The organism is Mycolicibacterium doricum (assembly GCF_010728155.1).
Taxonomy (GTDB): Bacteria; Actinomycetota; Actinomycetes; order Mycobacteriales; family Mycobacteriaceae; genus Mycobacterium; species Mycobacterium doricum.
Map to the genome: position 1 here is coordinate 1838326 of NZ_AP022605.1, position 26198 is coordinate 1864523.

Annotated in this window: 22 protein-coding genes and 4 pseudogenes; 14 read left to right on the plus strand and 12 right to left on the minus strand. The window is 64.5% G+C overall.

All coding sequences use genetic code 11. The features are described from left to right. Positions 1 to 9: 9 nt before the first annotated feature. The 4 genes and pseudogenes from G6N07_RS09140 to G6N07_RS09155 form a co-directional block, all read right to left on the minus strand. A pseudogene (locus G6N07_RS09140) lies at positions 10 to 381 on the minus strand (ArsR/SmtB family transcription factor). Positions 382 to 905: 524 nt separating this feature from the next. Then, positions 906 to 1253: a hypothetical protein gene (locus G6N07_RS09145; RefSeq protein ID WP_064872482.1), complete on the minus strand. Its 348-nt coding sequence runs from the start codon at positions 1251 to 1253 to the stop codon at positions 906 to 908. After that, positions 1211 to 1621, minus strand: coding sequence for a hypothetical protein (locus G6N07_RS09150; protein ID WP_064872480.1), 411 nt, complete (start codon positions 1619 to 1621; stop codon positions 1211 to 1213). Before G6N07_RS09150 ends, G6N07_RS09145 begins: the two co-directional genes overlap by 43 nt. Beyond that, positions 1618 to 2166, minus strand: coding sequence for a hypothetical protein (locus G6N07_RS09155; protein ID WP_082947868.1), 549 nt, complete (start codon positions 2164 to 2166; stop codon positions 1618 to 1620). Before G6N07_RS09155 ends, G6N07_RS09150 begins: the two co-directional genes overlap by 4 nt. Positions 2167 to 3266: 1100 nt before the next feature. Here G6N07_RS09155 and istA point away from each other — a divergent pair. From istA to G6N07_RS09200, 9 genes and pseudogenes are all read left to right on the plus strand, one after another. Further along, positions 3267 to 4775, plus strand: coding sequence for an IS21 family transposase (gene istA, locus G6N07_RS09160; RefSeq protein WP_082947906.1), 1509 nt, complete (start codon positions 3267 to 3269; stop codon positions 4773 to 4775). After that, on the plus strand, positions 4772 to 5581 hold the full coding sequence (gene istB, locus G6N07_RS09165; RefSeq protein ID WP_064873573.1) for an IS21-like element helper ATPase IstB: 810 nt from the start codon (positions 4772 to 4774) through the stop codon (positions 5579 to 5581). The genes istA and istB overlap by 4 nt, the downstream gene beginning before the upstream one ends. A 1029-nt stretch (positions 5582 to 6610) precedes the next feature. After that, positions 6611 to 6994, plus strand: a pseudogene (locus G6N07_RS09170) (sterol desaturase family protein); the annotation flags it as partial. 70 nt (positions 6995 to 7064) lie between these two features. Further along, a protein-coding gene (locus G6N07_RS09175; protein WP_099050153.1) for an IS3 family transposase occupies positions 7065 to 8227 on the plus strand; the annotation gives its coding sequence in 2 pieces (ribosomal slippage) (positions 7065 to 7349 and positions 7352 to 8227; 1161 coding nt in all). A 40-nt stretch (positions 8228 to 8267) separates the two neighbouring features. After that, positions 8268 to 8789: pseudogene (locus tag G6N07_RS09180) on the plus strand (sterol desaturase family protein); the annotation flags it as partial. A 64-nt stretch (positions 8790 to 8853) separates the two neighbouring features. Further along, a pseudogene (locus G6N07_RS09185) lies at positions 8854 to 9602 on the plus strand (helix-turn-helix transcriptional regulator). Positions 9603 to 9985: 383 nt separating this feature from the next. Then, positions 9986 to 10435 carry a hypothetical protein gene (locus G6N07_RS09190; RefSeq protein WP_064872578.1) on the plus strand — a complete coding sequence of 150 codons (450 nt, stop codon included), beginning with the start codon at positions 9986 to 9988 and terminating at the stop codon, positions 10433 to 10435. Further along, entirely contained in the window at positions 10432 to 11793 is a 1362-nt protein-coding gene (locus tag G6N07_RS09195) for a hypothetical protein (protein ID WP_064872580.1), read from the plus strand. The genes G6N07_RS09190 and G6N07_RS09195 overlap by 4 nt, the downstream gene beginning before the upstream one ends. Before the next feature lie 411 nt (positions 11794 to 12204). Further along, positions 12205 to 13521, plus strand: coding sequence for a L,D-transpeptidase (locus G6N07_RS09200; protein WP_064872582.1), 1317 nt, complete (start codon positions 12205 to 12207; stop codon positions 13519 to 13521). A gap of 135 nt (positions 13522 to 13656) precedes the next feature. On the opposite strand, the gene G6N07_RS09205 is transcribed toward G6N07_RS09200, so the two are convergent. The 3 genes from G6N07_RS09205 to ripC form a co-directional block, all read right to left on the minus strand. Continuing rightward, complete coding sequence (locus tag G6N07_RS09205) at positions 13657 to 14430, minus strand: CPBP family intramembrane glutamic endopeptidase (RefSeq protein WP_234786799.1); 774 nt, start codon at positions 14428 to 14430, stop codon at positions 13657 to 13659. A gap of 140 nt (positions 14431 to 14570) precedes the next feature. Further along, positions 14571 to 15161: a copper resistance CopC family protein gene (locus G6N07_RS09210; RefSeq protein ID WP_234786800.1), complete on the minus strand. Its 591-nt coding sequence runs from the start codon at positions 15159 to 15161 to the stop codon at positions 14571 to 14573. A 263-nt stretch (positions 15162 to 15424) separates the two neighbouring features. Next, positions 15425 to 16516 carry a peptidoglycan hydrolase RipC gene (ripC, locus tag G6N07_RS09215; protein WP_207545932.1) on the minus strand — a complete coding sequence of 364 codons (1092 nt, stop codon included), beginning with the start codon at positions 16514 to 16516 and terminating at the stop codon, positions 15425 to 15427. 294 nt (positions 16517 to 16810) lie between these two features. On the opposite strand from ripC, the gene ctaE reads away from it, so the two are divergent. From ctaE to G6N07_RS09230, 3 genes are all read left to right on the plus strand, one after another. Further along, positions 16811 to 17404 (plus strand): aa3-type cytochrome oxidase subunit III, encoded by a 594-nt coding sequence (ctaE, locus tag G6N07_RS09220; protein WP_064872589.1) that lies wholly within the window; start codon positions 16811 to 16813, stop codon positions 17402 to 17404. Positions 17405 to 18446: 1042 nt separating this feature from the next. Further along, the gene (locus G6N07_RS09225; protein ID WP_372507581.1) at positions 18447 to 19175 is read left to right on the plus strand and encodes a TlpA disulfide reductase family protein; all 729 of its coding nucleotides are present in this window, start codon (positions 18447 to 18449) and stop codon (positions 19173 to 19175) included. Between the two features lie 70 nt (positions 19176 to 19245). Then, on the plus strand, positions 19246 to 20238 hold the full coding sequence (locus tag G6N07_RS09230; RefSeq protein WP_064872592.1) for a cytochrome c oxidase assembly protein: 993 nt from the start codon (positions 19246 to 19248) through the stop codon (positions 20236 to 20238). Between the two features lie 64 nt (positions 20239 to 20302). On the opposite strand, the gene G6N07_RS20960 is transcribed toward G6N07_RS09230, so the two are convergent. Both G6N07_RS20960 and G6N07_RS20280 read right to left on the minus strand, forming a co-directional pair. Next, on the minus strand, positions 20303 to 20494 hold the full coding sequence (locus tag G6N07_RS20960; RefSeq protein ID WP_372507582.1) for a DUF305 domain-containing protein: 192 nt from the start codon (positions 20492 to 20494) through the stop codon (positions 20303 to 20305). Positions 20495 to 20528: 34 nt separating this feature from the next. After that, positions 20529 to 20708: a DUF305 domain-containing protein gene (locus tag G6N07_RS20280; RefSeq protein ID WP_225892159.1), complete on the minus strand. Its 180-nt coding sequence runs from the start codon at positions 20706 to 20708 to the stop codon at positions 20529 to 20531. Between the two features lie 394 nt (positions 20709 to 21102). Here G6N07_RS20280 and G6N07_RS09240 point away from each other — a divergent pair, with 394 nt between their 5' ends. Then, positions 21103 to 21297, plus strand: a complete 195-nt coding sequence (locus G6N07_RS09240; protein WP_131810920.1) for a hypothetical protein — start codon at positions 21103 to 21105, stop codon at positions 21295 to 21297. Positions 21298 to 21408: 111 nt separating this feature from the next. Here G6N07_RS09240 and G6N07_RS09245 read toward each other — a convergent pair whose 3' ends face one another. From G6N07_RS09245 to G6N07_RS09255, 3 genes are all read right to left on the minus strand, one after another. After that, positions 21409 to 22353, minus strand: a complete 945-nt coding sequence (locus tag G6N07_RS09245) for a M56 family metallopeptidase (RefSeq protein ID WP_064872598.1) — start codon at positions 22351 to 22353, stop codon at positions 21409 to 21411. Then, positions 22350 to 22739 carry a BlaI/MecI/CopY family transcriptional regulator gene (locus tag G6N07_RS09250; RefSeq protein WP_064872600.1) on the minus strand — a complete coding sequence of 130 codons (390 nt, stop codon included), beginning with the start codon at positions 22737 to 22739 and terminating at the stop codon, positions 22350 to 22352. The genes G6N07_RS09245 and G6N07_RS09250 overlap by 4 nt, the downstream gene beginning before the upstream one ends. Before the next feature lie 282 nt (positions 22740 to 23021). Next, the gene (locus G6N07_RS09255; RefSeq protein ID WP_064872602.1) at positions 23022 to 24053 is read right to left on the minus strand and encodes a M23 family metallopeptidase; all 1032 of its coding nucleotides are present in this window, start codon (positions 24051 to 24053) and stop codon (positions 23022 to 23024) included. Positions 24054 to 24444: 391 nt separating this feature from the next. On the opposite strand from G6N07_RS09255, the gene ctaD reads away from it, so the two are divergent. Beyond that, positions 24445 to 26190, plus strand: coding sequence for an aa3-type cytochrome oxidase subunit I (gene ctaD, locus G6N07_RS09260; protein ID WP_064872605.1), 1746 nt, complete (start codon positions 24445 to 24447; stop codon positions 26188 to 26190). Positions 26191 to 26198: the final 8 nt, after the last annotated feature.

The window sequence follows — 26198 nt, forward strand, 5'->3', positions numbered from 1 at the left end:
CCGTCTCGGTCATGCCGTCACCCCCGCCAAGGCCGCGATGTTGAGGTCGAGTAGGGCTGAAATGTCATGCAGCGCTTCCAAATCGCGGCGTAGTACACCCACGACGCCCGGCTCAGAGGTCAACAGACCGGCGTCGCGCAGCACCTTGAGGTGATGCGACACCGTAGGCTGAGACACGTCGACGCCGCCAGAGACGTCGCACACGTACGCCTCACCACCGGAATGGCTGGCAATCGCACTGAACAGCCGCAACCGCACCGGATCGGCGAGCGCCTTCAACTTCTTCGCCATCCCGACGGCCGCCGACTCGGTGAGCGGCTCGCGCAGCAGTGGCGGCGTGACGCAGCAGGCATCCACCGCCGAACCCTCTGGATTCGACATACATCGTTATTGACAGTCATCGAATCACAAGGCGCAAACGAACAACGGATGAACTGCGCCCTGGGCACCAGAGTCCTTCTGTGGACGGCCTCGGCAGCTCCCCGTGCACAACACGTGTGGCGCTTGATTTATAGGCAAAGAGAACGCACTGACTAGCGACAACCGCGTTGAGGACAGAATGACCCCTAGAGAAGTGATGTCGGCACCGTTGCGCGTGAAAACTGTGGTCGTGGGTCCTGCGGCGCGGAATATGGACCTAAAGCCGTCCCACTTGAATTCGGTTGCCCACTGGGCGCCGGTCGGCGGCACGCCGAGTGTTGCGAGCATCGGTTCGGGCACTGCCGGCGGCCTAGCAGCGGTGGCTATCGGGGCATACGTGAGCTGGCTTCATCAGGCGCTCAGCGGGTAGGGGAGTGGTGGTGGCGAAGTCCGGGCGGGGCACCGTTTGAGTACACCACCGCGCTCGGCATCACCGTCGATAGGTGTCGGGGCTTCGTCACCCCATAAGCGTTACCCAGGGTTCGCTAGGGAACTGAGATGTAGAAGGTCTGTTCGCGGACAGCGTCGAGCGTGGCGCGGGCGTCGTCGAGGAAGGTGTAAGCGGTCGCGCGGCCGAAGAAGGCCGGGTGGCCTGGGATCGAGACGCAGCCGACCCGGGGCCAATCGGCGTCGAGATGCTCCGCGTCGACCAGGTGGCGGGTATCCGCCCGCACCGCAGGGGAGGGGAAGGCCCTCATCGCCACCACTCCCGAGGTCGTCGGCAGCATGGTGCTGACGACCTGAGAGACAGCCCACGGCCTCAGTTGCTCATGGTGGGCGAGGGCGGGATCTAGTCCGGCGTGCAGCACCAGCAGGACCGCACTGATGGGCATCCCGGCAGCGAAGTCGTCCGCTCGTCGATATCGGACGCCATCCATGCATCCTCGAACAGTTCCGCGAACGCCGCGGCGTCCGGGCCGTAGAGTTCGAGCGCATCGGCCACCGGTTGATTGCCGAGCTGCAGAACGAGAAAGTCGACGAAACCTGCCACGACGTCAGGGGCCTGGCCGGAAGCGTCAAGGGCCGTTAGGCGGATTTCAGCGCGCCAGTCCAGGCAGCACATCACCGTGCCCGACCAAGTGTCCTGGCTTTCGTAATGCACACGGGGAGTGGCGAACTCGATGGCAGCCTCACCACCTTGATCGCCCGCGAGGTGCGCGCCGCGGTCACGAAGAAAGGTGCGTACATCCACGGCTCTCATGAGTGACTCGACCACCATGTGTAGAGCTGCGCCAGCGTGGGTCCAGTCTTTCCGCCGGTGGCAACGTTGACGCGGTTCTTCTCGTCCGTTGTCCAGGCGACGGTCGCTAGGTCGCCGCGCGTAGCGCAGATCAGCGTTCCAGCGACCTGGTTGGGGGTGGCGTTGCGCCGCCAGGGTCCGGGGGACTGGATCCGGCCCGGGCAGGTCACCACGTCGACCCCAGCGAGCGAGGACCGCAACAGCACCTGGAGGTCGACGCCCCGCTCGGCGAGCAAGAATCGCGCTGTGGCCGGCCCCCCGGCATCGGTGTTAGCACCGCAGACCATCTGGGCCGCGGTGTCCGGCCCCGGCGCGTCCGGCCGGCAGGCCCCATCGGCGAAACCGGTAGGAAGTAACGCCCGCAGGCGCTCAAGGTCTGCGCTATCGCCATTGTCGGCCGCTTCGGCTGGCACCTCGACCTCACTGCCGGCCGGGTCCGGCCGCAGCATCCATACGGCGCCGACAATCCCGACCGCCACGATCGCCGCGGCCGCGCCGCCGATCACACGCCGGATCGCACGGCGATGCGACGTGCCGGCTGGACTCCGATCGCGACTCGGAGGTGCAGCGAAACTGGATGAGAAGTCGGTGAAGGGCTGAAGCGGCTCGCCACCCGTCGGCCCCCACGGCTCGTCGCTGATCGGTGGCAACGGTGCTGTGTCGTCGTCGGCCAGATCGCCGTGCGGCTCGTTCATACTTTTCCCTCCCATCTACCTATCCTCTCGTATCCTTCTGCGCTGCCGATCCATTGATTTCAAATGATCAGACACGTGGCGACCCACTGGCACCCTGTGGAACGTCACTGTGACGAAATTCCGGCCGGGTAGCCCCCCTCTGGTCCGGTACCGTCAGGTTCTTCTGGACGGGAGTCCGGCACGGTCAGGTCTCTCCGGACGAGGGTCCGGCCCTGTCGAGTCATCCCGGAGTCGCGGGCAGCCCCACTGGTAACGTGCGGCCACCAGGAGCGACTCGATGTTCGGCTAGCTCAGGAAGGTCGCGGGCACACGCAGCTCTCCTCTCTTCCCGGATTACTGTTGTCCGATCCAGATCATCTGGAGAGTGGGACATGTCGCCGACCTCGGAGCTCTCAAGCGATTCTGGACGACTTTCTCCCGATCTGTCCACAGAAACACAAGAGTGCCGGACAGAGTTCGAAAAGACCTGAGAGTGTCGGACACCCGCTTGCCCCCGCCGCGACGCCGACGCCGCACGGCTGGCTGTGGCATCGCTTCACTTGGCGAACGACCTCATGGACGGTCATAGGGGAGTGGGGCTTCGTTGACGCTGCGCCCGAGTGCAGTCGGCGAAAACATGGATAGCAGTCGTTATCCACGACAAAGTTCTGTCTACCCTCTAGTTGTCGCCTGCAGGCAGGAGGCGTGTGGCTGTCGGTGGGCCGTGGCAGGGGCCTGTGAGGTGCGCTGGGGCGGATCTCACCACCGTGTCCGTGGCCATGACAAAGTCCTCCCTGGTGGCCAAGTAGAGGTCCCCGCTGGTGGCCAGATAAAAGTCCCCACCCCGTGTTCGTCGTGTCGATCAGGAACTGTGGGCCCCGATGGTGACGGTGAAGGTGCCAACCACACACCATCACCACCGGGGAGTTCCATTGAAGTCTGCGAAGGACCGCATGGACATCATTTCTGCCTATCAACAAGTCGGGTCGTATCGGGGTGCCGCCGACCTCTGCGGCACTACGCCCAAGACCGTCAAACGCGTCGTGGAGAAGTTCGAAGCCGGCGATAACGCACCGCCGCGAGCGCAACGGGCCCACAACTACGACGCGGTGACTGATCTGGTCACCGAGCGTGTCGAGAAGTCCCAGGGTCGGATGTCGGCCAAGCGGATGCTGCCGATCGCGAGGGCCGCCGGTTATGAGGGGTCGGCCCGTAACTTCCGCCGCCTGGTAGCCGAGGCGAAGACGTTGTGGCGCAACGAGCATCACCGCGGCCGTCGCCCCGCAGTGTGGTCACCGGGTGAATACTTGGTGATCGACTGGGCCCAAGCGGCACCGGGGTTGTTCCTGTTCTGCGCGGTGTTGGCTTTTTCCCGGTGGCGCTTCGTGGCGTTCGCCACCGACCAGAAGGCATCGACGACGTTGGCGTTGATCGCCGAAACCTTTACCGCGATCGGTGGGGTTCCGGCCCGGGTGCTGGCCGACCGGATGGCCTGCCTCAAGGGTGGCGTGGTCGCCAACGTGGTGATCCCGACTGCCGAATACGTCCGGCTGGCCGCCCATTACGGCTTCGCGCCGGACTTCTGCCACGCTTCGGATCCCGAATCCAAGGGTGTCGTGGAGAACTTGTGCGGCTACGCCCAACGTGACCTGGCCGTCCCGCTGCTCACCGAGGCTGCCATCGCGGGGCGCGGTGTCGATCTGCGGGCGGCCAACGCCGCGGCCAGGGCGTGGTGCGCCGAAGTCAACGCTGCGGTGCATTCAGAGATCCAGGCCGTACCCGAGGAACGTCTGCTCGTCGAACGTGAACTGCTGCAACCACTACCGTCGCTGCGGTTGCAGATCGGGGCGCCGTCGGTGCTCCGCAAGGTCGACCGCTTGTCGTGTGTTCGGTACGGCTCGGCCCGCTATTCGGTGCCCACCCGGCTGATCGGATCCAGTGTGGCCGTCGTGGTCGATCACGGTGCGGTCTGCCTCCTCGAGCCAGCTACCGGGATGATCGTGGCCGAGCACGAGCTCACCGCACCAGGCACCGCGTCGATCCGCGACGCGCACTACGACGGGCCACGGCCAGCACCGCATCGGGGCCCTCGACCCCGAACGACGACCGAGCAGCAGTTCTGCGCCCTGGGTGCCGAGGCCGAGGCGTTCCTCATTGGCGCTGCGGCGATCGGCAACACCCGACTGGGCTCGGAGTTGGAGGTCCTACTCGGCTTGGGCGCTGCCCACGGCACCGACGCACTCACCGCGGCGTTGCGCCGTGCGGTGGCCTTCCGCCGGTTCCGTGCCGCCGACGTGCGTTCCATCCTGGCCGCCGGCGCGGGAACCCCGCAGCCCCGCCCTGCCGGGGATGCGTTGATCCTGGACCTCCCGGTCGCCCCGACCCGATCGTTGGACGCCTACACCGTCACCTCGGCCGTAGACGGTGGGGTTACGTCATGACCACCACATCAGCGAAGCCAGTCAACCCCGTTGCACCGCAATCGGTTCCGCCGCTTGCCGCTGACCTCGACGCCGGTCTGCGGCGACTCAAACTGGCTGCGATCCGCCGCACCGCACCCGAAGTCCTGATCACCGCGAAGACCCAGCGATGGACCCCTGAGGAGGTGTTGCGGACTCTGGTGGAGACCGAGTTGGCGGCGCGGGATGCCTCCAACGTGGTCAACCGGCTCAAGGCGGCCGGCTTCCCGGTCGCCAAGACACTCGAATCGTTCGACGTGGCTGCCTCCTCGATTCAGCCGAAGGTGTTCGACTACCTCTGCAGCCTGGAATGGATTCGTACACAACAGAACCTGGCCATCATCGGACCCGCCGGGACCGGCAAGTCCCACACCCTCATCGGCCTCGGAGTCGCTGCCATCCATGCCGGACATAAGGTCCGCTACTTCACCGCCGCGGACCTAGTGGAAACCCTCTACCGCGGCCTGGCCGACAACACCGTCGGCAAGATCATCGAATCCCTGCTGCGGGTCGATCTGATCATCCTCGACGAACTGGGCTTCGCCCCACTGGACGACACCGGCACCCAGCTGTTGTTCCGGCTCGTCGCTGGCGCCTACGAACGCCGCTCCCTGGCCATCGGATCGCACTGGCCGTTCCAAGAATGGGGCCGATTCCTGCCCGAGCAGACCACCGCGGTCAGCATCCTCGACCGGCTCCTGCATCACGCCACCGTCGTCATCACCGACGGCCAGTCCTACCGGATGAAGGACGCCCAACACCGGAAGGAGACCGCCCCACCAACCTAGAAATCACCGCACGGGGTGGGGACTTCTATCTGGCCACCAGCGGAGACTTCCACTTGGCCATTGACACACCGGCGATGTTTTCAGTCACGTGAACCGCCCCGGTGAGTCCGGAGTGATGTGGATATGCCGGGGCGGTTCAACGGGTCCCGCGACCTGCACAAGTGACGGGTTGACATGAGCCAGGGACGACGCAGCGCTCGGACCGGCGGATCGTGGCTCGCTCGCTTCGAACGCAGCTTGAACTGAGGCAATGGGCACCCGCGAAGGTCGTTGTCGATCCCCGCTATGGGTTCGGCTGGCCGCGCTTTGGTACTGCGGGTCCGCTTGTGGCCGACGTCGCGGCGACGCTGAAGGCGGGGGAGCAGGGGGGCTGGTGTTCGTAATCTCCCGCGAAGAAGCCCGAACCGCCGCACGCGTCCTCCTGGGCCGCGCGCCTGAGTTTTACCTCGACGAAGTCTTGCCGATAAGACTCTGCACCGCGCTCCATCGAGGCGTTGGGTACATAGTCCACACTCCACCAGAGTTGTAGGCCCAGGGCTCTGACGACACAGTGTGGCTGCGAGATGCCGGTCGTAGGCAGTGGTTCGCAATCGGCCGTGTTGCAACGATTTGAAGACTCCGAGCGCGCTGCGCGATATCAGCACAGAGGCCATGAGCGGTACGCCGGGTGTGTGGCGGGTCCATGGTGGCAAGACACCTCGCCTCGAGCGCTGTAGGCATTCGTCAACGCCGAAGCATGTGATGCTCATCCGTCGGGCGACGCTATCCTTGGCGCCGGCCCGACAACGGTAAAGAGGACGCTGCTCACAGTGTCAATTCGCCCGCCGAGGCTCTTGCTCTTGTGCGACCGTTGTTTCAAGAACTCGCCTCCAGTTGGCCGTAGCTACCGGGGGTCGGCGTGACCACGTCTGGATTGTCACGCGGGCGAAAGCAATGCAGTGGGGGGCAACCGGACGTCACGTTTCCCGCCTCGTGAAGTCGCCGGATCTGTTCAAGCGCCAGACCCGGAATATGTCCCACGCTGGGGGCATGGTTACTTCGTTCGTCCGGTACGGCTATGTGCCGGTGATGTTGTTCGGTGTCAACGGTGCGGCGATTGCTCTGGCGCACGCGCCGTGGGCGGAGGTCTGGATGGCGGCCCTCATACTGATCGCGGTAGGCTTATCCTTCGCTGCGGAGCGGACGTTGCCCTATAGCGCAGAGTGGAACGAACCGATCGGCGACGGAGGCCGTGACTTCGCCCACGCGTTCATCAATGAGACCTCGCTGCTATTGACAGTTCTCGTCGTGCCTTTGCTGGCGATGCTTAATTCCTTTGGCTCGTTGTGGCCCTACTCGCTGCCGTTCGTGCTTCAGGTTCTTATCGCAATAGTTGTAACCGATGTCGGTGTGACGGCGGTACATGTGGCCAGTCGGGTCTGCTGCAGGAATAGGTGACATCTGAGTTGGCTTGCCCACAGGGGCGAGCTGGAAGGATGTCCTTGTGCCCAGGCCTTACCCCCGCGAGTTCCGCGACGATGTCGTGCGGGTCGCTCGCAACCGCGATGACGGTGTGACGATCGAGCAGATCGCCACTGATTTCGGTGTGCACCCGATGACCTTGCACAAGTGGATGCGCCAAGCCGATGTTGATGAGGGCACCAAGCCCGGCAAGAGCACTGGTGAGTCTGCTGAGCTGCGTGAGGCGCGGCGCCGGATCAAGTTGTTGGAGCAGGAGAATGAGGTCCTGCGCCGGGCCACGGCCTATCTGTCACAGGCCAATCTGCCGGGAAAAGGATCTACCCGCTCGTAAGTGAGCTCGCCGCCGATGGGATCCCCGTCGCGGTGACGTGCCGGGTTCTCAAGCTCGCTCGCCAGCCGTACTACCGCTGGCGGGCCAATCCCATTACCGACGCCGAGGTCATCGAGGCGTATCGCGCCAATGCCCTTTTCGACGCTCACAAGGACGACCCCGAGTTCGGCTACCGCTATCTGGTCGAGGAGGCCCGCGAGGCCGGCGAGTCGATGGCCGAGCGCACCGGCTGGCGGATCTGCTCGCAGCATCGGTTGTGGAGCGTGTTCGGCAAGAAGCGCGGCAAGAACGGCAAAGTGAGCCCGCCGGTGCACGATGATCTTGTCGAGCGCGACTTCACCGCTGGTGGTCCAAATCAGCTGTGGCTCAGCGATATCACCGAGCATCGCACCGATGAGGGCAAGCTCTATCTCTGTGCGATCAAGGACGTGTTCTCCAACCGCATCGTCGGGTACTCGATCGACTCCCGGATGAAGTCCCGGCTGGCCACCACAGCGCTCAGTAGTGCGGTGGCTCGCCGTGGTGATGTAGCCGGGTGCATCTTGCATTCGGATCGCGGATCTCAGTTCAGGTCAAGGAGATTCGTGCACGCACTCGGCCGTTACGGGATGGTCGGATCGATGGGTCGCGTCGGTGCAGCCGGCGACAATGCGGCCATGGAGAGCTTCTTCGCCCTGCTCCAGAAGAATGTGCTCGATCGCCGCCGCTGGAGCACACGAGAAGAGCTGCGGATCGCGATCGTGACCTGGATCGAACGGACCTATCATCGCCGTCGGCGCCAAGCCGGACTCGGGCGGTTGACCCCGATCGAATTCGAAGCGATTATGACCACACGCGCCAGTCAGGCCGCATGACCGAAACTGTCACCTGATCGTGCAGCAGACCCGTCACAGGGTGGGCTGGCTGTGGCGTCTTCACGCTGTCCACCACAGCGTGAAACGCTTCTACGGCTTCAACGGTCTAATGAAGCATCCACTGCACGGGGCGCTGGAACTCGCTGCCGGCATTTTGCCGCTGCTCATCCTCGGCTTGCCGAAAGCGATCGCGGAGGTTCTCACGGTGGCGATTGCCGTTCAATTGCTGTTGCAGCACTCCAATGCTGACTACCGCGTCGGACCGCTACGTAAAGTACTCGCGCTCAACGAAGGTCACCGCTTCCACCATCTCAAGTGGGCTGGGATTGGTGACGTCAACTTCGGACTTTTTACCCTGGGAATGGATCACGCCCTCCGGACATTCTCCTTCGATTCCGAACGCCGGTTTCGTTCGGACGACCTCGGCATGGCCGCCAAACCTCACTATCCGACGCGGTACCTCGCCCAGCTGGCTGAACCCTTCCGTGCAAGCGGTAGATGCCAATCCGGCAAGGAGACCGATGGCGGCGAAACAGCCGTTTCAGAGGAGGTCGTGCGGTAACCCGGTCGAATCGGGTCGGCAGGCGTGAAACACGCCCGTGGCGATTGTGCACTCGCCATACTTCGTGACGTGGCTGGGCAATGCGCTGATCGAGCCCGGGAGGCTCATCTTCCGTGGACAGCTGGGTTCTGCCCACGCGCACGGGCACGCCGCCTTGCAGATCGTGACCATCGACGATGGCGCTGCCCTCCTCGTCGACGCCGATGGGCGAGGCCTGTCGGCGCCCGCCGCAATCATCCCCGCAGGTGCGGAGCATTCCATCGAGGCTCAGGCCTGTCAGGGAATGATGCTGTACCTGGAGCCCACAAGGTCATCGGTAGTGCAGTCACGGCCCTTTTCGGCAGCACGAATCGCAACGATGTCCGAGAGTGGGTGCGGCTCGGAAATAAGCTCGTCAATATCAATGTTGGTAAGCAGCAGCATCTTTCGTCCGCGGCAAACGAGGTCATCGCTTACCTGGTCGGAGTCGAGGGCCAACCTCGATGTGCCTTGCATCCGGGTGTGGAGGCTGCCGTGGACTTGCTGCCCGGAATCATCGAAGGTCCGGTGAAGCTCTCTGATGTCGCACGCACAGTGCACCTCTCTGCTGACCGTCTTGGGCGGCTTTTCGCGCACGAGGTTGGAATGTCGTTCCCGGCGTACGTGCGGTGGTGCCGCCTCATCCGCGCGATGGAGGTGGTGCGGGATGGCGGGACTATCACCGACGCTGCGCACGCTGCCGGATTCAGCGACAGCGCACACGCCAACCGCGTCTTCCATGAGATGTTTGGGCTGGCACCTATCGATGCCCGGCGAGGTGTACGACTCACCTGAGAAAACTCGGTACCGGCGGTTCCGGTATGTTCATCCACACGAATTACGGAGACAGTGCGTAATTGCCGGAGAATCGCGGCTGCGGATCACGCGCGTGCTGTCGGATGGGCTGGCGTCGATGGGGGTGTCGCTGATGGTCATGACGGTCGGTACCGAACTGTGTTGATCGACGTCCCGGTGAGTGAAGCGGGTCGCGATGCCGATCTGCCGAGTAGCTCCTACCTCGCTACTGACGTTGGGCTGTGGATGTCGCTTCCGGCTTTCGCGCCCGCGCTAGTCATCGTCGGTGTCGCTTTCTACATTGCCCGTCGCAACAGACGTCGCGAGCCTGGAGGCGACGCAGGTCCCACGCAGAGTCCCGCCGTCGACAGGAACGAGAACCCGTGAGCGCTCGGACAGCCCGGTGCGGCGTCGTCATCGCCGCTGCAGCGACGTTGTCTGCCCTATTGGGTTGCGGATCCACGACGACGGATTCGACGTCGTCGACCAGCCAGGCGGCGTCGACGGCAGCCACGACGATCTCCACGCAGCCGCCTCGTACCGAACAGGCGCCACCGGCTGCTGACGGCACCGTTGTCGAGGTCTCGATCGCCGGGGGCACGGTCACGCCGACGAACGGCCAAGCGCAGGCCACCGTCGGAAAGCCGATTGTGCTGCAGGTGACCAGCGACGTCGCCGACCAACTGCACGTTCACTCCGTACCTGAGCACACGTTCGACATTGAACCGCGTCCAGATCAGGCCTTCGAGTTCACTGTGGACGTGCCCGGCCAAGTCGATGTCGAGCTCCACGACCTCAACCGCAATGTCGTCACCATCCAAGTTCGGCCGTGACCCCGCGCGCCGGCATCCTCGCGCACGGCGTGGGCGGTTCCACTGACCTTCCTGTACCGCTGTCGTTCGCCCTCATCGGTGCGGCATGGGCGCTGACTGCGACTTTCGCGATCGTTGCTCTCGCGTGGAGGCGCCCGCGCTTCGACCCGGCGAAGCCGGGCCGCGAACTACCTGCCTGGGTCACCCGTGCCGTCGACTCTCCGACGTCACGCTGGATCATCGCGCTTATGGCACTGTTGTTCGCGCTTTGGGTTCTGGCGGCCGCCATATGGGGCCCCGACGGAAGCGACAACGCTCTGCCCGGCGCGTTCTACGTCCTACTCTGGGTCGGGCTGGTTGCCGTTTCGGTCTGCGTTGGTCCGGTCTGGCGACTGCTGTCGCCGATGCGCACCATCTACCGCATTTGCGGTCTCGCTCGACGGAAGGGAGCCGATGCTTCGGGCCGCTCCTATCCGCAACGATGGGGTTATTGGCCGGCCGCTTTGGGGCTTTTCGCCTTCGTCTGGCTTGAATTGGCAAGCCCTGACCCAGGTTCCCTGACTGCGATCAAAACATGGTTACTGATCTACGCGGGGGCGATTGGGGTCGGTGCGTGGGTCTTTGGTGCTCGGTGGTTCGCACGGGCAGACCCGTTCGAGGTCTACAGCATGGCGGTCTCGCGGCTATCACCCTTTCGGCGTTCGCCGGCATCGGGACGAGTGGAACTCGTCAATCCCCTCGATCATCTGCCGACGTTGCCAGTGCGTCCCGGAATCGTCGCAGTTCTGGCGGTGCTGCTGGGCTCTACCGCGTTCGACAGTTTCTCCCAAGCTCCAGCATTCCGAAACTTCGTCGATCGCACCGCTAAAAGGGTTCCGCTCTTCGAAGAAGTCGGCGGTGCGACAGTGCTGAGGACAACGGCATTGATCGTGTTCGTCGCCATTGTTGGTGTGACCTTCTGGGGTGCCGCGCGAGCCACCGGCGGCATCGATCCCCAGAAGCGCCAAGAACTTCCCGGCCAGTTGGCGCATTCGTTGGTTCCCATCGTTGTCGGTTACATTTTCGCCCACTACTTGTCTTACCTCGTCGAACGCGGACAGGAAACTGTCGTGCGCTTGGCTGACCCGTTTGGCCTGGGTTGGCAACTGTTCGGATTGGCACCGAATGATGTCAGTTACATCCTGTCTCAACACCCGTCAGTGCTCTGGACGATCAAGGTCGTGTGCGTGGTCGTGGGGCACATGGTGGCGGTCGTCTCCGCGCACGATCGCGCTCTGCGGATGCTGCCGCAACAGCATCAGATCACCGGTCAAGTGGCGATGATGCTGACGATGGTCGGCTACACGTTCACCGGTCTCTACCTTCTGTTCGGAGGCTGATAACCACCTCTTTCGGAATTTCTATACGTCCTACTGAGGTGCATAGTAGATTGTGGAGGCCGTCAGGTGAGGTGGGACCGATCCCGACGAACTGCTGCGGCGGGAATTCTGTCGGGGGATTCCGCCACAGTGTGGCGAACCGAGCTGGCGAAGCGCCGTCCAACGCTCCCGTCAAGCTTTGGACGGCGGCGGCGAGCCGATAAGTAGGCGCCTGGCTTTTGCAGCGATGCTTCCCATGCTGTATCTGCATCGGCGACGGCATGATGGTGCACCCGTCCACCGACGGAACGCCCGTCGAGTCGCTCCGATCGCGACGGCACCGATGTACAACGTAAGCCGCTGCTGAGCTCGCGGCGGCCTTTTTACTGGCTCGCCGCGCCGAACCGGCACCTGGTCGCGCCACCAATTACTATGTGGATACGTAATAGCAGGAGTGGGACCCGACGGATAGTTGTGATGAAAGTGTTGGCTGGACGCCGAAAGGTAGTTGCGCTGAGTGTGTTCTCGGCTGTCGCGGTGCTCGTGAGCGCATCGCAGACAAGTGCTCTCAAGTCTCGGCTGTCGAATACGGTGGTTGCGCCCGGTGCCCTGGAGGTTGAGCAGACGCCGCAGGCGGCGCCCGAGCCTCCCGTGATCGAGATTCTTCCCCGCACAGGCGCCAGCGATGTGGTCCCCGTCGGCGCAGTGAAGGTGACCGCGACAGTTGGCACCCTGACTGATGTGCGGATGCAGAACGAACAGGGCCGGGTCGTCGCGGGTCGAATGGTGGGGGGCGGACGTGCCTGGGAGCCCGCCGAGCCGCTCGGATACGGGCGGTCCTATACGCTCAGCGCGACCGGCCGGGGGGCTGACGCCCGCACTGTTACGTCTGTCTCCGAGTTCTCTACTGTCGCGCCGCAATCCCAGGTCGGAGTTCGGCTGGGCATGACCAACGGAGCGTCGCTGTCGGAGGGTGGTGTGTACGGTGTCGGAACCGTGATCGTGGCAACCTTCGACGCGGACATCGTGGACCGGGCGGCGGCCGAATCTCGCCTCCAGGTCATAACGTCGCCGCAGTTGGCGGGCTCCTGGATGTGGGTCAACGATCGCAAGGCGCACTGGCGGCCGCGTGAGTATTTTCCTTCCGGCACTGAGGTCACGGTCAAAGCCGATCTCTACGGTACTGATCTGGGTGGTGGACTGTTCGGAGAACAGGACAGGCAGGTCAGTTTCCGGATTGGGCCGTCTCGTGTCACCATCGCCGATGACACGACCAAACAGGTCAGTGTTTACGAGAACGGCGCTTTGATCCGCACGATGCCGACATCGATGGGCCGAGGAGGGACGCAGACTGTCGGCGGCAAGACAATTGCGTTCTGGACGCAACCTGGCGTTTATACGGTGATGGAGAAACAAAATCCCGTCTTGATGGACTCGTCGACCTACGGATTGCCCGTCGATTCGGCATCGGGGTACAAGATCAGCGTCCCACACGCGGTGCGGATCAGTCCCGACGGCATCTACCTCCATGAGCGCGAAGCGACCGTGTGGGCGCAGGGAAACACCAACGTTTCGGCGGGCTGTTTGAATCTGAGCGCGGAGAACGCCGAGTGGTACTACAAGTTTGCCAATCCAGGCGATGTTGTCGAGATCCGGAATACCGGCGGCGCACCGCTGGAACAGTGGCAGAACGGAGATTGGTCTGTGCCCTGGGACGAATGGGTGGGTGGCAGCGCGTTGCGCCCCTGATCAGTATTCGATGAGTCACGCGACGTGCGACGCCTATTCCGCTGGTCCCCTTGGGTGCGACTCGGACCTGAGACAGAAACTGGCTCAAGCCGCTTGACACGAATAGGAGCATCAAGGGTGGTGTTGCAGGTGAACTTAGGACAGCCAGTCCAGTCGATCCGCGACCACTGCATAGCCGACGTAGGCCACCGTGTTGATAACCCCGTGGGCGATGATCAGTGGCCACAGCCGACCGGTGCGTCGCCACGTGTAGCCGAATACCAGACCCATCACGACATTGCCCAGCCCGGCGCTGAAGCCTTGATACAGGTGGTAGGTGCCGCGTAAAAGGCTTGACAGCACCAGCGCGGTGGCCGGGCGGACCCGCAGTTGGTGCAGCCGGGTGAGCAGAAAACCCACAACGATGATCTCTTCGGCCCAGGCGTTGGCGAACGACACCAAAATAAGGACGGGGATGCGCCACCACGTGTCGTTCAGCTCCGAGGGCACTACCGATGCGCTGAGACCCAATGCGCGGGCCGAAAGGTACAGCGCCAGGCCGGGCAGGCCGATAACGGCCGCGAGCCCGATGCCACCGAGCAGGTCGAGCCGGCACCGTGGTCGGCCCAACCCGATTGCTGCCGGGCCAAAACCACTGCTCCACAATAGGTATACCGCGAGAAAGCCCCAAGCGACCAATTGGAACACGGTCGCCAGATTGAGGCCGAGATCGATGAGGTCGAACGAGGAGCGGCGCGGGTTGAGCGCTACGGTCTGCCCCGCCAGGCCGAGCAGCACCGCCTCGATCAGATCCAGGATCGCGGTATAGGCGCTCAGAGCGAACGTCACCATCAACACAACGACGATCTCGATCCGCAGCGGCCGCCGCTGGTCGTCCGTTAAGGCGTCGGGGGCAGTCACTGAAGCCACGGTAGCCTGCCGGGTCCACACCTGCTTCTTGCACAACCCGTCGAGAAGGGCAGCCGTCAGCGTCCGGATCGCCTGGGGCGCCCCACTTCTTGATTGCGGTTACCCGATCGGAAGAAGGTGATGTGTCTTGCCTTTCCAAGTCAGGGCCCGGGTTCATCTCCAGGGTGTTCTGCTGCGTTCTTCCGGCGGTGTCGCCTACGTTGCCAGAACGCAATCACACCTCCAAGCGCCAGACCGGCGCCGGCCGCTGTGAGTACAGACGCCTTGGTGTCCGAACCTGCGATCGCCGGGGGGGAGGGCTCAGCGGTGCTGGGTGCTGCACGGGCTGGCGCGGTGGTGGGTGACGGCTCTTCGGGGACGCCGGCGATGGTGAAGGTGTACGAGCCGGAGACGGGGTGGCCATCTGCTGAGACCACGCGGTAGCTGACGGTGTACAGGCTGTTTTTGAGTCGGTCGGGCCCGACGGCGACCGTGAGGCGCGGCCCTTCGACGTTTGCCGAGCCCGACACCCAGTTGCGACCATCGGCGCTGGTGACGGCGACGTCAGCGAACGATGGATTGACCTCCTCGGAGAAGTTCAGCACGACGGCGGTCAATGGGGACGCTACGCTCGCGTCCTTGGCCGGGTCGGAACCCACGAGTGAGGTGTGCGCGGCAGCGACCCCTACTCCGGACAGCAAGAAGGCTAGCGCCACCAGTGTGGTCATGACGGTGCGCGTGGCCAGGTTCACGGTCCTCCTCGAGCTTTGCGTCCGTCGTGCCAACACGCGGACCGAGTACATGAGTGTAAGTTCCCTCTGGCAACGCCGGCGTCATTCACGCATGCCTCAACGCCAGCACCCGCTGGACGGCAGCGCTTAGACCGCAAGACCAAACCCCCCGATGTCGTCGAATCGTCAAAACGGTAGGACCCACCCTCTACGGTACCGACGGACTCGGCGACTGGAATGTTCCGTGCGAACTAGTAGTAAGCGGGCAACACCACGTAGCTGACTTAGTAGCGGCGCACGTTGTAGATCGGCGCCGACGAGATCGGCGCCACCTTCACCGGAGTGCCGTAAGTCGAGGCGTGCACCATGTTCCCATCGCCGATGTAGATGCCCGCGTGTGAGGCGTCCGAGTAGAAGGTGACTATGTCGCCGGGCTGTACCTCGGTCTCCGCCACGGGTTGTCCGCCCGCCGCGAGCGCCTGACTCGACCGCGGGAGCGACTTGCCGTTCTGCAGAAACGCCCACTTGATGAGCCCGGAGCAGTCGAAGGCATCTGGTCCTGTCGCACCCCATGAATAGGGCGCACCCACACGGGTCAACGCCGCCTGCACGACCGCGGCCCCGCCGGGTGAGCTCGACGGACCCGGCCCCACCGGTGGTATCGCCTCGGGCATCGCCATGATGGCCGGGTTGGCCGCTGGTGGGACCGGCGGCGCGGGCGGCACCGGCCCAGGGTCGGCAAGCGCTGCACGTTGATCGGGAGTCAGTGCGCGATATAGCCCCTCTACCTCGGCGATCTGTGTTCGCAGCCGGCTCTGCTTCAATTGCAGGCCCGCGCGGACGGCGGACGCCTCCTCTGCGGCAGTACGAGCTGCCAGCGCTGATGACTGCGCCGCGAGCGCGGCTTCGTCGGCACGGGTCGATGCGGCGCGAAAGGCCCTGATGCGGTCCGACATTTGAGTGGCCATTACCTTGCTCGACGAGAGTTCGTCGAGTAGCCGTTGCGGAGACTCCGCGGTCAGCGCCGCGCTGATCGTGCTGGTCGAACCACCCATGTACGACGCGGCCGCCACCTGGTTCACGGCGGCCTGATACTCACCGAGGTCGGCTCGCGCCGCCGTCATCGCCTCGAGTTCGGCGCGTTGCCGATCCTCGGCCCTCCGCTGCGCCGCGAATTTCGCTTGGAGGTCCAGTTCGGCCGAATACACCGCTTCCGTGGTCCGCTCGGCTTCTCGAGAGAGCTCCGTCACTCGAGCCAGGGCGTCGGCAGCCGGGTCGGCCCACCCAGTGCCCGCCGAGTCGCCGAGAGTCAGTGCCAGCACGATCGCCACGACGAGAGCTCCCGCGGATCGGCATACCGCGGCAGGGCGGTTCATCCTCAAAACACAGTCCTCACACCGCAGGGCCATCTATGGTCTAGCTACGTAGGTCACGGAAAGATTACGAGTAACCGCGTTCAATGTCCACGCCGACGGCGATGCGCATCGGCCCTACGACTCCATCGCGCGTGCTCCGTCGCACCAGGCGCGACTCAAAGGCGCACTCCCGCTGAATGTTCCGGTCGAATCGCACCACGGCGCCCAACGCCGCAACAATCGCACATTTACTGTGTGCAATAGTAGGTAGCGACTCAGTAGACCGTCTGCGGACGTGGCTTGACGAGGGACGACATGACAAGTGGCACCGCCATCACGGCACGGGTTCATTCCCTGAATCGGCCCAACATGGTCGCCGTGGGGACGATCGTGTGGTTGTCCAGTGAGTTGATGTTCTTCGCCGGTCTGTTCGCGATGTACTTCACCGCTCGTGCCCAGGCCGAGGAGTGGCCGCCGCCGCCCACCGAGCTGAACCTCGCGCTCGCGGTGCCGGTGACCCTGATCCTCATCGCGTCGTCGTTCACCTGTCAGATGGGCGTATTCGCCGCCGAACGCGGCGACGTGTTCGGCCTGCGCCGGTGGTACGTCGTCACCTTGCTCATGGGATTGTTCTTCGTGCTCGGCCAGGCATACGAATACATCAGCCTGGTGCGTGAGGGAACCACGATCGCCGGCAGCGCGTACGGGTCGGTCTTCTACATCACCACGGGTTTCCACGGGTTGCACGTGATCGGCGGTCTCGTCGCCTTCATCCTGCTGCTCATGCGCACGCGCATGAGCAAGTTCACCCCCGCCCAAGCGACGGCTGCCATCGTGGTGTCCTACTACTGGCACTTCGTCGACATCGTGTGGATCGCGCTCTTTGCCACTATCTACTTCGTGAGATGAACAGGGGCACGCCGCGCTGGTGGTGTAGACGGCCCCCGCGGGCCGGGAGGTGGCCCGCGCAGGCGGCGCTCATCGTCGCGTCGCCGCCACCCTCGTCGGACTCGCCTCGACCGGCGCGCCGTCCGTCGCCGCGGAGCCGTCGTCGGCGCAGACCTCCTCGATCACCCCACACGCCCCGCTGTCTCAACACCCACCAAACACTCCTAGGACGACACGCACCCCGGCCAACAACCCGAAGGCGCGAGCCCGGCGCTGTGGATCCTGGCCGGCGCCGTCGCCGGAGTGATGGCCATCGCCGTCATCATGCTGAGATCGGGCGAACCCGTACGCCATCACCTCACCCGGGGCCCGTGGTCTGAACGGCGAGTGGATGATCAGCCACCAAACAAGACAGATTAGGTGCCCCTTTTCGGTCGGCGCCTTGTCCTGCCCATGGAGATCGGCATCGTCTTTACGCGTTGCCAGTTAAGCCCACGGTCATCGTCTCGGTGAGGTCGTCGGCGGCCGCGACCACCTCGTCACGCCAGCACGCCGGCCGCAGCGCTGACCGTGACCGGCGACTCCACCTAGCCCGACGTCGCCCTCGGTGACCGACGTCTGCAAGTCCGGAACGAGCAGATCGTCGTTGGGGGGATGCCCTTATCGGCGACTGCTTCGGATCGGTGCGCCTGCCGCAGCGTTGGTAGACCGTCGCACGCTCCGCCGATCGCCGCCATGCCGACGATTGCCAACAGCGTTAGCGTCATCCACCAGACGCTCCTGCGCCGATAGATCGCCCGCATGGTCGATACGCCTCTTCGATGTCATCCCGTCATTCGCCGTGAAGCCATTGCGTTACCATTTTACGTAGTCTCTACGTAGATCGTGCCGTGCGGACCGGCCCCGGCCGCAGGGCCGTCGCCGGTGCTCGCCCGAGCGGCCGCCGGCGCCGAACGTCCAGTCAGGGAGGTCGTCGTGTCCTTGCCACAGGTCACGCACGACACCGCGCGGCTTCGAGTCGGCGTCCCGTATCGGAGAAAGCCCCCCGTGAGTGGCACTTGAAATGACTCATCGACTCACCGATGCGCCCCGAACGTCGCCGTCGAGGCTGGACATGGACACGGGCGTTGCGCGTCGGGGACGGAGGCGACCCTCGACACACCGGTTACCGGTGATACGGCGTGGCATCGCCGCGGGTTTGAGCGCGGTACTACTCTGTGTCGCAGTTTCGGGATGCTCCAGCGGAGACGACGCCGTCGCGCAGGGTGGCACGTTCGAGTTCGTGTCGCCGGGTGGGCAGGTCGACATCTTCTACGATCCGCCGCAGAGTCGTGGTCGCCCGGGGCCGATACGCGGACCCGACCTGATGGACCCCAACCGCACGTTGTCACTTGATGACTTTGCCGAGCAGGTGGTGGTGATCAACGTGTGGGGTCAGTGGTGCGGCCCCTGTCGCACCGAGATGCCGGAATTGCAAAGGGTGTACGACGCGACCCGGAACGAGGGAGTCGCCTTCCTGGGCATCGACGTCCGCGATAACAATCGCCAAGCTGCGGTTGACTTCATCGTCGATCGCAAGGTCACCTTCCCGTCGATCTACGACCCACCGATGCGCACGATGATCGCCTTGGGCGCGAGATATCCCACCACCGTCATCCCGTCCACCATCGTCTTGGACCGGTCGCATCGCGTCGCCGCGGTGTTCCTGCGAACGCTGCTCGGCGAGGATCTCGAACCGGTGGTCCGTCGCCTCGCCGCCGAGACCGCGAGCGGCTCAGGGTCCCCGCGATGAACGGCGACCCCGCCCTGGCTGCACGTCGCCGGGGGGCCCGGCCGACACTCGGGCGCAACGCTGCGACGCGATGGTGGGCGGCCCCGTGATCGGTCAGGTGGTGCTCCCCACCTCACCGCCGTCGATATGGGCGATGCTCGGTTGGTTACCGCCACCGGTTCCGATACTGCCGGTATTGGCAATTGTTTTGGCGGTGTGGTACCTGCTCGCCGTTCGAGTCGTCAGATCTCGTGGCCGCCGGTGGGCGTGGTCGCGCACCGCGAGCTTCCTGGCCGGCTGCATCGCCTTGGCGGCGGTGACGGGTCTGGCCATCGACGGCTACGGCTACCGGCTGTTCAGTGCCTTCATGTTCCAGCACCTGACGCTGTCAATCCTCGTTCCGCCGCTGCTCGTGCTGGGTGCGCCCGGCCGGCTGCTACTCAGGTCCACGCCCCATCGTGGACTCGGACGCTACGTCGTGATCTCCGCGCTGGGCGGACTGCGCTGCCGGGCGAGCAGGATCGTGCTGCACCCCGGCTTCACCATTCCGGTGTTCCTGTTGAGCTACTACGGCTTGTACCTTTCCGACCTCTTCGACGCGGCGGCGGCCAGCGTGGCCGGACACGTCACACTGCAGGTGTTCTTTCTCGCCAGCGGCCTATTGTTCATCCTGCCGATCCTGTCGACCGGTCCCCTGCCGGTCCGGCAGAGCAACCTGGGCCGCTTCTTCGACATCTTCGTCGAAATGCCGCTGCACGTCTTCATCGGCGTCATCCTGATGATGGCACCGCGGACGCTCACCGAGACCTTCGCCCAACCTCCGCCGAACTGGAACGTCGACCCGGTCGCCGACCAGGGGGTCGCCGGCGCCTTGGCGTGGTCCTACGGCGAGCCCGTCGCACTGCTGACGACTTTAATCTTCGCCATCCGATGGCGCCGAGATGAGGAGTCGGAGTCGGCGAGGAGGGAGGCCGACGTCGAACGCGACGAGGCGGAACTAGCTGCCTACAACGCGTTTCTGCGCGGTCTGCATCGTCAGCGGCGACCACCTACCGACGTGCCGAGCACCGCCAACGACGACTGACGCCACGACGACAACGCGCCGGCAGCTGATCCGGAGCCGAACCGGGTCGCCGCAGCGACACTCGTCAGCGCTGCAGCGGCGTCATGAGGGACATCTCGAACTGCTGACCCTTGATGAGCGACCGTGCGTTCGCCATCGCCCGAGGATTTGAGCCTGCTTGCAGGTGGTCACGTGCGGCCGAGATCGTGAAACGGTGCTGCTTGATCATCACGTCGAGATACGGGCCCGCCGCCCCCGCCCCGTTCGCCCCGGTCACGCGACGGACGTCGGAATCGGCGGCGAGCGGATGTTCACCCGACGCAACCGCAACGCTGGGCGCCTCCGCCGCAGGACCGGGGCTCGACGTTCTTGGGGGCGGATCCCCAATCCGCGAGAAGTGACTGCAGCTCATTGACATAGGTGGTGCTGCTCGTGTTGATTCGTCTGGCGATGTCGCTGACCTCGGGTGCGATGCCGAGCTTGCCGGTCATCTGGATGCTCAGTGCGGCAGCTTAAGCGCTGTGGTCGATGATGTCGCGTGCGAACAGCACGTCGAACTGAGTGTGCGGTTGAACGGCGATGGTGCCCGCGGCGCTCGGGGGATCCGGGGGCGGAACACGGTTCGCGTCGGCACATCCCGCAACGACGAGCGTCGTCGCAGCATGCCACTCATGCCGCGCGGACCGGGTGGCCGGAGGCCGTTGTCGGATCGTCGCGCACACAGTCCCTTTTCAGCGCCGTCGGCTTTCTATGATGGCGACGATCGTTTGCCGTAGGTGCTTCGGTCAGGAGGCCGCCTCCACGGGGTTGGTGACCAGAGCCGCGCCTGGCACCGGGTGACGTGAAGCGATGGTCACATACGTAGTGACATAGTAGATTGATGGAGTGAAGAGTGCAGTGGCCGTGTCCTGCCAGGGACCACGGTCGAGGTGGAGCCAGCAGCATGAAGCGCCGCCGACGGGTCGACTGGCCCGCCGATGGATTGCGGCGGCGCTGCTGCTGGCGCTGGGCTTGGCGGCGTTGGCCTTGGTGGTGGCCGACCCAGCCGCCGCTCACCTCCCGGGCATCGCAGACGTCTAGCTGGCGGCGGGAAACACTGAGTTGTGACAACGATTCTAGCGCGATGATGTCGTGCGGCATGGCCTCGAGTGCGCCAACACTGTCGGGAAGCGGTTCGGCGCGGTGAGCCGCTCAGGCGATGCAGATCAGCACGCCTGAAAGTGACAGCGTGACGATCGCTAACGGAGTGGCAGCCATCGCCGCTACTGCACCACTGAGGGTGATTTGGCTCTGAATCCGGGCGAACCGTCGCGGTGGGTCCGATAACCGCTCGGCGCGGGCGAGCACGGCGATATTGGCGGCGGCCATACCGTGCGCCGGGGTGGCGGCGCCTGAGAGGGTCAACAAGCCCGCGAGCAGCGGCTGACGCCCGTGGCGACGAGCGGCCGCATCGTCGGCGCACATCTCCAGCAGAGAGCTTATTTGGCTAGCTGCGCTCGCGACGAGTCCGCATCTGGGTAGCGCGGCGGTCAGGCCGCGCGCCGCGGCGACTACGTAGGCGTGTCGTCCGTCGAGGTGCGCACGCTCGTGGGCAACGACGGCCGCCAGTTGGGTTTGATCGAGTGCGGCCAGAGCTGCGGTGGTCACCACGATCGCCGGTGGGCGGCCCGCCACGCAATAGGCCGCAGCCTCGGAAGCGTCGATGACCACGACGTCGTTCCCGTACGACCTGCCGACCAGTCGCACGGCGTCGGCGTGTGCGAAGGTGTGGGTGCGCATGGATCTCAAAGCTCGGCCGAGTCGCATGGCGACGGCGACGAGACTCCCCGCGGCGATGGCGAGTGCGACGGTTGCAACGATTCGGGCCGGCCATCCGGCGTGGCCGACGAGAATGGCGCGGAGCCGCTCCAGGCATGAGACGAGCAGCGCGTCGGGGCTGTCCCAATGTCCAGCGGCCTCGATGAGAAGCATTGCGATGGCGGCGATCGAGCAGGCGATTACCGTCAGAACGGCGGTGGTCCAAGCGGCTATTGCAAGGCGTGGAGCGCCAGCATCGGCGGTGATGTGCGTCAACAGCTTCGGTCCGATGGCCAGGACGCCTACGACGTACAGAAGCAAAGCCGCCGCGACGGTCATCGGCGACCACCTGACTGGCGGGCGAGCCGGCGCAGCGCAGCGCGCAAGTCAGCGGATTCCTCCGCGTCGATCTGCGCCACGAAATGGCTCAGGACCGCCTCAGATCGACCCCCGCCGCTCAGTGCCTCGAGCATGAGTCGCGCACTGTGCTCCTCGCGCGTCAAGGTTGGCCGGTAGCGGTATGCCTTCCCGTCACGTTCACGCGACAGCCACCCCTTGCTGTGCAAGTTGTCCATCGTCGACATCACCGTGGTGTAGGCGATGTGCCGTTCGGCGCTCAACTCGTCGAAGATCTCTCTGACCGTGGTGTGAGTTCCGGGGTCACGATTCCAAAGGCGATCCATGATCGACGCCTCGAGTTCTCCGAAGCCACGCACCCGCGCCATGATCGAACCTCCTGAATTGGTCAGTAGGTAGTTTACGGGGTCGATCGGCGAGTAGGGCGCTGAACTGGACCCATGGTGTCGACTCGAACACGGCGGCGAGCCAGGCGCAGCGATGATGCGACTGGTGTCAAGTCAGGAGCTGAGCTGATAATTCTCAGCTTCGGACAGGTGTCGCGATGCTGCTGGGTTCCGACGCCGGGCCGTCGACCCCTCACCGCCCGACCTCCCCCCGAAAGCTATTACGACATGACGGTGCTCGTCGCGAGCAGGTCGGGCGACGGCCTAGCCGTTGGCCACACCCCGCTGCCGCAACCAGGCCATCGGGTCGGTCTTTTCCGACCCGCTGCGGTGAACCTCGAAGTGCAGGTGCGGCCCGGTCGAATTGCCTTTGTTGCCCATGGTGGCGATCTGGTCGCCAGCCATCACTCGCTCGCCCGTTTGCACCATGGTGGTGTCGATGTGACCGTAGAGCGTGACCGTGCCGTCCGTGGCACGAATCTTGACCCACATGCCGAAACCGGGTGTCGGGCCGGAGGCGATCACCTCGCCGTCGGATGCGGCGTAGATCGGAGTGCCGACGGCGTTGGCGATGTCGAGTCCGGCGTGCAGGGTACCCCACCGAGCTCCGAAGCCCGATGTCAGGATGCCGCGGGTGGGAAAGGCGACCTGTGGCCGCCGAAGTCGCGCCTCCCGCTGTGCCCGCTCTTGGGCGAAAGCCGTGCCATTGGCCAGTTCCTGTCGATGGATTCCGGCATCGAAACCATTCGCCACAGGGACGATCTGCATCCCCGAGGCATCGGGATCAGGGAGTGCAGCTGGGGACGCCGCAGTGTCGGCGACCAAGACTGGCTGCGGCGCCTCGGTGGCGTCGACGGCTGCGTTCGCGGCGGCGGCCACCGCGCCAGCGGCGATGGCCGTGATCACCAGCCTGCTGTGCGTCGCACCGGTGGACTCGGGGGTCCGTCGGTGCGACCCGGCAGAAGCGCGGACGGTGGCGCCCGACGGTGTCCGGCGAGCCGGCCGTGCGCCTTTCTTTGCACGAGCCCGGCGTACGGAGATCGGTGTGGTCGACTGGGTTCTACTCGACGCGCCCGGCGGTGGGAGCAACAAACGTGGCGACTCATCAGCCAAGTCGTTGAGGTCGTCGAGTTCGGGTGCGCTCAACACCTCGAAGTCGATGGCGAACGGATCGCCGGGACGGCTGGCCATATCTGGCAACGCGCCGAACTCTCCAAAGGCAATGATCTCGGTGACGTCGGAGGCCCCACGGTTGGCCGGCGCGTCTGATCGCGCGCTCCGCCGGTGATGCACCACTTCGAGACGATCCTTTGCCGTTACCGGTTCGTTATCTGGTTGGCGAGACGCTAACCGAACACCCGCGAATGGGCAAGCCACCAGCCGCCGTCCTACGCTCCAGCCCACATCGCCACTGGCGTCGATGGGTTGGGGCGCAAGCGGTTTGATCGAAACCTACGGAAGAACGCGAACATCGTATTGACCTCGTACGTACGTAGTAGAACAAGAATTGAACGCGGGTGCGAGCGCGCGGCACGCGCTCCGGCGGGACAGCCGTCGCCGTGCGATGTGGCTCACCGACGGGGTCGGCAGTTTCGACTACGCAGGCTAGTACTACCTAGCTCAGTAGGTTAAAGTACGTATTTAGTCAGTAGATTGCAGGCGCGGTTCTAGATCGTGGGAGGACTTTATGGTTGCCAATGCGCCACCGGCCGGGGAACTGGAGGCACGCCGCCCCTTTCCTGCCCGGGTGGGTCCCAGGGGCAACCTGATCTACAAGTTGGTGACCACGACCGATCACAAGTTGATCGGCATGATGTACGTCGTCACCTGCTTCGTGTTCTTCTTCGCCGGCGGTCTCATGGCGCTGTTCATCAGGACTGAACTCGCGGTGCCGGGTCTGCAGTTCCTGTCCAACGAGCAGTACAACCAGCTGTTCACCATGCACGGCACGGTGATGCTGCTGTTCTACGCGACCCCGATCGTGTTCGGGTTCGCCAACCTGGTGCTGCCGCTGCAGATCGGCGCCCCGGACGTGGCGTTCCCGCGCCTCAACGCGCTCTCGTTCTGGCTGTTCCTGTTCGGCGCGCTGATCGCGTTGGGTGGCTTCATCACCCCCGGTGGCGCGGCGGACTTCGGTTGGACGGCCTATACGCCGCTGTCGAATGCCATCAACAGTCCGGGAGCCGGCGCCGACCTGTGGATCCTCGGCCTGATCGTCGGCGGGCTGGGAACGATCCTGGGCGCAGTCAACATGATCACCACGGTGGTCTGCATGCGGGCCCCGGGTATGACGATGTTCCGGATGCCGATCTTCACCTGGAACATCCTGGTGACGTCGATCCTGGTGCTGCTGGCCTTCCCGCTGCTGACCGCCGCCCTGTTCGCGCTAGCTGCCGACCGCCACCTGGGTGCGCACATCTACGACCCGGCCAACGGCGGTGTGCTGCTGTGGCAGCACCTGTTCTGGTTCTTCGGCCACCCCGAGGTGTACATCATCGCGCTGCCGTTCTTCGGGATCGTCAGCGAGATCTTCCCGGTGTTCAGCCGCAAACCGATCTTCGGATACACCACGCTGATCTACGCGACCATCGCGATCGCCGCGCTGTCGGTGGCGGTGTGGGCGCACCACATGTACGCCACCGGCGCGGTGCTGCTGCCGTTCTTCTCCTTCATGACGTTCCTCATCGCGGTGCCCACCGGGATCAAGTTCTTCAACTGGATCGGCACCATGTGGAAAGGCCAGTTGACGTTCGAGACACCGATGCTCTTCTCGGTGGGCTTCCTGCTGACGTTCCTGCTCGGCGGTCTGTCGGGTGTGCTGCTGGCCAGCCCTCCGATCGACTTCCAGGTCACCGATACCTATTTCGTCATCGCGCACTTCCACTACGTGCTGTTCGGCACCATCGTGTTCGCGACGTATGCCGGCATCTACTTCTGGTTCCCGAAGATGACCGGACGTCTGCTCGACGAGCGCCTGGGCAAGCTGCACTTCTGGCTGACGTTCATCGGCTTCCACACCACCTTCCTGGTGCAGCACTGGCTCGGTAACGAGGGCATGCCGCGCCGCTACGCCGACTACCTCCCTGCCGACGACTTCACCACGCTGAACATCGTGTCCACGATTGGCGCGTTTATCCTGGGTCTGTCGGCGCTGCCGTTCGTGTGGAACGTGTTCAAGAGCTGGCGCTACGGCGAGCCGGTCACCGTCGACGACCCGTGGGGTTACGGGAACTCCCTGGAGTGGGCCACCAGCTGCCCGCCGCCGCGGCACAACTTCACCGAGCTGCCCCGGATCCGTTCGGAGCGCCCGGCGTTCGAGCTGCACTATCCGCACATGGTCGAGCGGATGCGCGTTGAGGCCCACGTTGGCAAGGCCCACGGCCCCGACGACGGTGACGTGACGCGCCTCGACGACGCGCAAGTGCGCACCTAACCCGGCTT

Coding starts and splice junctions, on each gene's coding strand:
- G6N07_RS09200 (WP_064872582.1), top strand. CDS start 12,205: ATGTGGATACGTAATAGCAGGAGTGGGACCCGACGGATAGTTGTGATG.
- G6N07_RS09225 (WP_372507581.1), top strand. CDS start 18,447: ATGACTCATCGACTCACCGATGCGCCCCGAACGTCGCCGTCGAGGCTG.
- G6N07_RS09230 (WP_064872592.1), top strand. CDS start 19,246: ATGGTGGGCGGCCCCGTGATCGGTCAGGTGGTGCTCCCCACCTCACCG.
- ctaD (WP_064872605.1), top strand. CDS start 24,445: ATGGTTGCCAATGCGCCACCGGCCGGGGAACTGGAGGCACGCCGCCCC.
- ripC (WP_207545932.1), bottom strand. CDS start 16,516: ATGAACCGCCCTGCCGCGGTATGCCGATCCGCGGGAGCTCTCGTCGTG.
- G6N07_RS20280 (WP_225892159.1), bottom strand. CDS start 20,708: ATGACCGGCAAGCTCGGCATCGCACCCGAGGTCAGCGACATCGCCAGA.
- G6N07_RS09150 (WP_064872480.1), bottom strand. CDS start 1,621: ATGAGAGCCGTGGATGTACGCACCTTTCTTCGTGACCGCGGCGCGCAC.
- G6N07_RS09250 (WP_064872600.1), bottom strand. CDS start 22,739: ATGGCGCGGGTGCGTGGCTTCGGAGAACTCGAGGCGTCGATCATGGAT.
- istB (WP_064873573.1), top strand. CDS start 4,772: ATGACCACCACATCAGCGAAGCCAGTCAACCCCGTTGCACCGCAATCG.
- ctaE (WP_064872589.1), top strand. CDS start 16,811: ATGACAAGTGGCACCGCCATCACGGCACGGGTTCATTCCCTGAATCGG.
- G6N07_RS09245 (WP_064872598.1), bottom strand. CDS start 22,353: ATGACCGTCGCGGCGGCTTTGCTTCTGTACGTCGTAGGCGTCCTGGCC.
- G6N07_RS09145 (WP_064872482.1), bottom strand. CDS start 1,253: ATGCCCATCAGTGCGGTCCTGCTGGTGCTGCACGCCGGACTAGATCCC.